The sequence below is a fragment of the Streptomyces graminilatus genome (genome assembly GCF_001418565.1).
In the GTDB taxonomy this organism is placed as follows: domain Bacteria; phylum Actinomycetota; class Actinomycetes; order Streptomycetales; family Streptomycetaceae; genus Streptomyces; species Streptomyces graminilatus.
Genome location: NZ_LIQQ01000348.1, coordinates 1 through 5,973, shown reverse-complemented (window position 1 = coordinate 5,973; position 5,973 = coordinate 1). Strand labels below are relative to the sequence as shown.

The window sequence follows — 5,973 nt, the reverse complement described above, 5'->3', positions numbered from 1 at the left end:
CGCTCCGTCACCTCACCCTCGTACAGCCGCAGATACGCCGTCCGCCCACCGTCCGGTGCGGGGCGTACGGCGAACACCGTGCCGCGAGCGGGCGCGTCCGCGACGGCCGGGGCGGGCCGGGGGAGGAGGCGGGTCAGCGCCGCGACGAGTTCGGGTACGCCCTGGCCGCCCAGCGCGGAGCCGAAGAGGAGCGGGTGGAGCGAGCCGTCGGCCGTGCGGGCGGCCAGGGCCAGCGCCAGCTCGTCCGGGGTCGGCGCGGGGCCGTCCACGAGCGCCGCGAGAATGCCCGGGTCGGCCTCGGCGATCGCCTCCGCCGTGGCCATGGCCGTGAGGGGGAGCGGGCGGGTTCGGGCCGCCGGGGTGCCGACGCCGTCTACGCCGGTCAGCGGGACGACGTACGGGGTCAGCAGGCGGCGGACGTCCGCGAGCAGGGACTCGGACCGGGCGCCCGCACGGTCGATCTTGTTGACGAAGACCAGCGTGGGCAGCCGCAGCCGCCGCAGTGTCCTCATCAGGACGCGCGTCTGCGCCTGTACGCCCTCCACGGCGGACAGCAGCAGCACCGCGCCGTCCAGGACCTCCAGGGCGCGTTCGACCTCGGCGATGAAGTCGGAGTGCCCCGGGGTGTCGATGAGGTTGATCTGGGTGTCACCGGCCGTGAACGCGGCGACCGCCGAACGGATGGTGATCCCGCGCTGCCGTTCGATCGCGCCGTCGTCCGTCCGGGTGTCACCGGCGTCGACGCTGCCGAGCCGGTCGATCACGCCCGAGTCGAACAGCAGCCGCTCGGTGAGACTGGTCTTACCGGCGTCGACGTGGGCCAGAATCCCGATGTTCAGGGTGTGGGGAGCGTGCGGAGCACGTGCTGTGTGCATGGGTGGTCGAGTCCTCGGGAACGGTGGTCCGGCATGGGCGGAGGGTTCCGAGGAATCGGCGCATTCCGTGCTCCTGGGGTCGGGGGATTCGGCCGTGGCCATCATGGCGTGGCCCGGGCGGACGTACGCAAGCGATTTTCGCGGCACGGAGTGCCAGGGCGGCCAGTAGCATGGGCCACGGCAGGCCGGAATGATCATGCGAGGAGCAGATCGTGCGAGACATCGCCGTGTTCAGCGGTAGTGCCCATCCCGAACTGGCCGCCGAGGTCTGCGAACACCTGAGAGTGCCGCTGCGGCCCACCCAGGTGAGCCGGTTCGCCAACGACTGCCTTGAGGTCCAGCTCCAGGCCAACTGCCGCGAGCGGGACGTCTTCCTGGTCCAGCCGCTGGTGGCGCCGGTCCAGGAACACCTCGTCGAGCTGCTGATGATGTGCGACGCGGCGCGCGGGGCGTCGGCGGGGCGGATCTCGGTCGTCATGCCGCACTACGCGTACGCCCGCTCCGACAAGAAGGACATGCCCCGTATCTCGCTCGGCGGGCGCCTGGTCGCGGACCTGCTGGTGGCGGCGGGCGCGAGCCGGGTCCTCGCGATGACCCTGCACTCCCCGCAGGTCCACGGCTTCTTCTCGGTCCCGGTCGACCATCTGCACGCGCTGCGCGAACTCGCCGAGCACTTCCGCCGCTACGACCTCTCCCGTACGACGGTCGTGTCGCCCGACCTCGGCAACGCCAAGGAGGCGGCGCACTTCGCCCGGCTGATCGGCGCCGAGGTGGCCGCCGGCGCCAAGCAGCGGTTCGCGGACGACCGGGTGCGCATCAGCTCGGTGATCGGCAAGGTGGCCGGACGGGACATCATCGTGCTGGACGACGAGATCGCCAAGGGCAGCACGGTCCTCGAACTCCTGGAACGGCTGAGGGAGTTGGGGCCACGGTCGATCCGGGTCGCCTGCACCCACGGACTGTTCGCGGCGGGCGCGCTCAAGCGGCTGAGCGAGCAGCCGGACGTGCTGGAGATCGTGTGCACCAACACCGTGCCGATCCCGGAGGAGGAGCGCACGGAGAAACTGCGGGTGCTGTCGATCGCCCCGGCGCTCGCCGAGGCCGTGCGCCGCATCCACAACGGTGAGTCGGTCAGCGCCCTGTTCGACGCGCCGGGAACCTGACGTACGGCCTGCGGGAACGTCATAACGTGCCGGACGCGGTCTCGGGCAGTCCCAGGGCCGCGTCCAGCGAGGCCACCGGTGGCAGCACCTTGGTCAGACCGGTGACCTTCATGACACGCAGCGTGAGCGGATGCGCGCAGACCAGGTGGAGATGGCCCTCGTGGGCGAGCACCCGGTGCCTGGCCCGGTACAGCAGGCGCAGCCCCGAGCAGTCGAAGAAGCCGACATTCGTCAGATCGACCACGATCCGGGCGTCCCGCTGACCGGTCGCCGCGTCCAGATGCGGGATGATCTCCACGGCCGCGGCGATGTCGATCTCGCCGTGGAACTCCAGCACGGTGTGGCCACGGTCCTGGTGGACGCGTAGGTACGGGGTGGGCGGTGGAGGAACCTGCTGCACGACGTCATCGCCTCCGACCGGCTGTGGTGATGGCGGAACCAGCCGGTCACCGGGGACCGGGGTGACGTCGTGCGAGGTGCGTAGACGTGCCGCCGGGCCCAGATGAGCGCAACTGAGTGTCCCGCTCTGCAAGTTACCCTCGTTGGAGTGAATTTGAGCATGTTCGATTGACATATGTCTCCGAAATTGACGCGCAACTCGCGCACGTCTTTCCGTGATCCGTGAGGCGCGGCTACGACAGCGCCTGCCAGGCCTTGGAGAGTGACTGCCGGAACTGGTCCGCCTGGTGCGCGGTGAGGTCGCGGATCATCCGTTCCTCCAGCTCCCGCACGGGCTCGGCGACGTCGTCGAGCAGTTCGCGACCGGCATCGGTCAGCAGGATCAGCAGCTCCCGGCGATTGTGCGGATTGCGCTCCCGGCGCACGAGTCCGCGGTTCTCCAGGGACCGGACGAGGTCCGCGACGGACTGTGCGGTGACGAACGAGTCGCGGGCGAGCTGCGCCGCGGAGAGGCCGTCGTGTCGCTCCAGGACGGTCAGCGAGGTGTACTGGAGTGCGGTGATACCGGCGGGTCTGACCAGCTCGTCCAAGTGTGAGCGCACGACGAGCTCCACCTGCTTGACCATGTAGAGCAGGGAGGGGGGCGCTTTGGTGCTGACCATGGACGCAGACTAGAGCATTGACAGGAAACCTGTCTGTAATCAGACTGCGGACCAACAGGAATCCTGTTGATTGAAATCTTGGCAATGAGGCTGAGGAGCGGTGATGACCACCTTCGAGATCGAACCCGGGCGACTGTTCGTCGGAGGACAGTGGCGCGAGGCGGCGGACGGAGCGCGTACCGAGGTGATCGACCCGTCCCGGGGCACCGTCGTCACGACCGTCGCCGAGGCGTCGGAGGCCGACGTGGACGCGGCCGTACGGGCCGCGCGGGAGGCGTTCGACAACGGTCCGTGGGCCACGACCACCGGACGTGAGCGCGGCCGGATCCTGAACCGGATCGCCCAGCTCATCCGGGAGAACGCGGACGACATCGCGCGGCTGGAGAGCCTCGACGTGGGCAAGCCGATCAGCCTGTGCCACGCCGTCGACGTGACGAACGCGGCCAACGACTACGAGTACTACGCCGCCCTCGCCTTCTCCCTGGACGGCGCGACCCGCGAGACCGGCCACCACGCCCTCGCCTACACCAAGCGCGAGGCCGTCGGCGTCGTCGCCGCGATCACCCCCTTCAACTTCCCGCTGATCCTCGCCGGTTCGAAGCTCGGCCCGGCGCTGGCCGCCGGCAACACGGTGGTGCACAAGCCCGCCGACGAGACCCCGCTCAGCGCCCTCTACATGGCCGGGCTGCTCCAGAAGGCGGGCGTTCCCGACGGCGTCGTCAACGTCGTCACCGGCACCGGCCCGGTGGCGGGCGAGGCGCTCCTGCGCCACCCCGGCGTCGACAAGATCGCCTTCACCGGCTCCACCGCCGTCGGCCGCCATGTGGCGAGCGCCGCGGGCGAGGCCCTCACGCCGGTCACCATGGAACTGGGCGGCAATGCCGCGCACATCGTCTTCGAGGACGCCGACGTGGAGAAGGCGGTCGGCGCGGTCATCAAGGGCTTCGTCTTCAACACCGGCCAGTTCTGCATGGGCGGCCCGCGACTGCTGGTCGCCCGCCCGGTGTACGAGACCCTGCTCGGCATCCTCGCCGACGCGGTGCCCGGGGTCCCGGTCGGCGACCCGCGCAAGCCCGAGACCGTGGTCGGACCGATGGCGGGGGAGAAGCACCTGCGCAAGGTCGAGGAGTACGTGGCGCTGGCGCGCGAGGAGGGCGCCCGGATCGTCTGCGGCGGCGAGCGCCTCGACCTCGACGGCGGCTACTACTACAAGCCGACGGTGATCGCCGACCTCCCGAACGACTCCCGGGTCGTCCAGGACGAGATCTTCGGCCCGGTCCTCACCGTCCAGCCCTTCGACACCGAAGACGAAGCGGTCCGGCTCGCCAACTCCACGCCGTACGGCCTGGCTTCGGGCGTCCAGACCACCAACCTGGCCCGCGCCCACCGGGTCGCGAACCGGCTCCAGGCGGGCATCGTCTGGATCAACGACTGGGCGATGCTCGACCCCGCGACCCCCTTCGGCGGCGTGAAGGACTCCGGCTTCGGCCGCGAGTACGGCCCCGAGGCGCTGGCCGCGTACACCAGGGTCAAGTCGGTGGTCGTCTCGCTGGACTGACAGCGCCGGCCCTCTCTCGCTCAGACTTGCCAACTCGTTCACCCCGTAAGGGAGTTCATGATGTCCATCACCACCCGTGCCGCGGTTGTCGAGTCCGGCGGTGCGCCCTTCACCCTCTCCGACGTCGAACTGGCCGAGCCCGCGCCCACCGAGGCGCTCGTACGGCTGGTCGCGGCGGGCCTGTGTCACACGGACCTCGGGGTGGCGAGCGGCGGACTGCCCTTCCCGCTGCCCGGAGTTCTGGGGCACGAGGGCGCGGGAGTCGTCGAGGCGGTCGGCTCGGAGGTCACCGGCATCGAGCCCGGCGACCATGTCGTCCTGTCCTTCACCTCCTGCGGCGGCTGCCGCAACTGCCGTGACGGGCACCCCGCGTACTGCGTGGCGTGGCTGCCGCTGAACCTCCTCGGCGGCCGGCGGGCGGACGGCACCGCCACGATCAGCCGGGACGGCACGGACCTGGGGGGCCACTTCTTCGGCCAGTCCTCGTTCGCCGAGCGGGCGTTGGTCGATCAGCGGAGCCTGGTCAAGGTCGACCCGGAGGTACCGCTGGAGTCCGTCGCCCCGCTGGGCTGTGGCGTCCAGACGGGTGTCGGAGCCGTCTGGAACGTGCTGAAGCCGGGGCTGGGCAGCACTGTCGTGGTCCTGGGTGCCGGTGCGGTCGGTCTCTCGGCGGTCATGGCGGCCGCGCTGACCCCCGCGACGAGGATCATCGCCGTCGACCGGGTCGGTGAACGCCTCGCGCTGGCCGAGGAGTTGGGTGCGACCCACACGATCAACGCGGGCGAGGCCGACCTTGGCGCGGAGGTCGCTCGGATCACCGGCGGCCAGGGGGCGGACGGCATCGTCGAGACCACGGGCAGCGTCGCCGTCCTGCGCCAGGGCGTCGACGCGCTCGCGGCGCGCGGCACGCTCGTCGTGGTCGGGGCCCCGCCCTTCGGCACCGAAGTCGCCCTGGACGTGAACGGGTTGCTCCCCGGCAAGCGGGTGGTCGGCCTCACCCTGGGCGACGCCGAGACGCAGGCCTTCATCCCGGCCCTGGTGGACCTGGTGAAGACGGGCCGGCTCCCGCTGGACCGCCTGATCACCACGTATCCATTCACGGACATCGCCGAGGCGGTACGGGACATGGGCGCGGGCAAGACGATCAAGCCGGTCCTGACCTTCGCCTGACCAAGGCGCGCGGCCCTGGGCACCTCATCTGATCCAGCGTTCGAAGGCAACGCCGGTCCGGCCCAGGCCTTGTTTCCCGCCCACCCGCCTGTCTCGGCATGCCTTCCAGCGTGGGCCCAGGCACACCCAGCCCGTCCGGCGCTTGA

General features: G+C 70.6%; 6 protein-coding genes. 3 read left to right on the top strand and 3 right to left on the bottom strand.

Going from position 1 to position 5,973, the window contains the following annotated elements:
• On the bottom strand, positions 1–875 hold an 875-nt coding region (locus AOK08_RS27865), incomplete at its 3' end, for a GTP-binding protein (protein WP_157876826.1).
• Between the two features lie 212 nt (positions 876–1,087).
• On the opposite strand from AOK08_RS27865, the gene AOK08_RS27860 reads away from it, so the two are divergent.
• Entirely contained in the window at positions 1,088–2,038 is a 951-nt protein-coding gene (locus AOK08_RS27860) for a ribose-phosphate diphosphokinase (RefSeq protein ID WP_055531105.1), read from the top strand.
• Positions 2,039–2,057: 19 nt separating this feature from the next.
• Here the strand turns inward: AOK08_RS27860 and AOK08_RS27855 are convergent, their stop codons facing one another.
• Together AOK08_RS27855 and AOK08_RS27850 are read right to left on the bottom strand one after the other, a co-directional pair.
• Entirely contained in the window at positions 2,058–2,438 is a 381-nt protein-coding gene (locus tag AOK08_RS27855) for an anti-sigma factor antagonist (RefSeq protein ID WP_198539414.1), read from the bottom strand.
• A 232-nt stretch (positions 2,439–2,670) separates the two neighbouring features.
• Entirely contained in the window at positions 2,671–3,099 is a 429-nt protein-coding gene (locus AOK08_RS27850) for a MarR family winged helix-turn-helix transcriptional regulator (RefSeq protein ID WP_055531103.1), read from the bottom strand.
• Between the two features lie 103 nt (positions 3,100–3,202).
• Here AOK08_RS27850 and AOK08_RS27845 point away from each other — a divergent pair, with 103 nt between their 5' ends.
• On the top strand, positions 3,203–4,657 hold the full coding sequence (locus AOK08_RS27845; protein ID WP_055531101.1) for an aldehyde dehydrogenase family protein: 1,455 nt from the start codon (positions 3,203–3,205) through the stop codon (positions 4,655–4,657).
• A gap of 60 nt (positions 4,658–4,717) precedes the next feature.
• The gene (locus tag AOK08_RS27840) at positions 4,718–5,827 is read left to right on the top strand and encodes an NAD(P)-dependent alcohol dehydrogenase (RefSeq protein WP_055531099.1); all 1,110 of its coding nucleotides are present in this window, start codon (positions 4,718–4,720) and stop codon (positions 5,825–5,827) included.
• Positions 5,828–5,973 lie beyond the last annotated feature (146 nt).

Excerpts from the sequence above, each read along its gene's own strand:
- AOK08_RS27850 (WP_055531103.1), bottom strand. The coding sequence starts at position 3,099 with ATGGTCAGCACCAAAGCGCCCCCCTCCCTGCTCTACATGGTCAAGCAG.
- AOK08_RS27845 (WP_055531101.1), top strand. The coding sequence starts at position 3,203 with ATGACCACCTTCGAGATCGAACCCGGGCGACTGTTCGTCGGAGGACAG.
- AOK08_RS27840 (WP_055531099.1), top strand. The coding sequence starts at position 4,718 with ATGTCCATCACCACCCGTGCCGCGGTTGTCGAGTCCGGCGGTGCGCCC.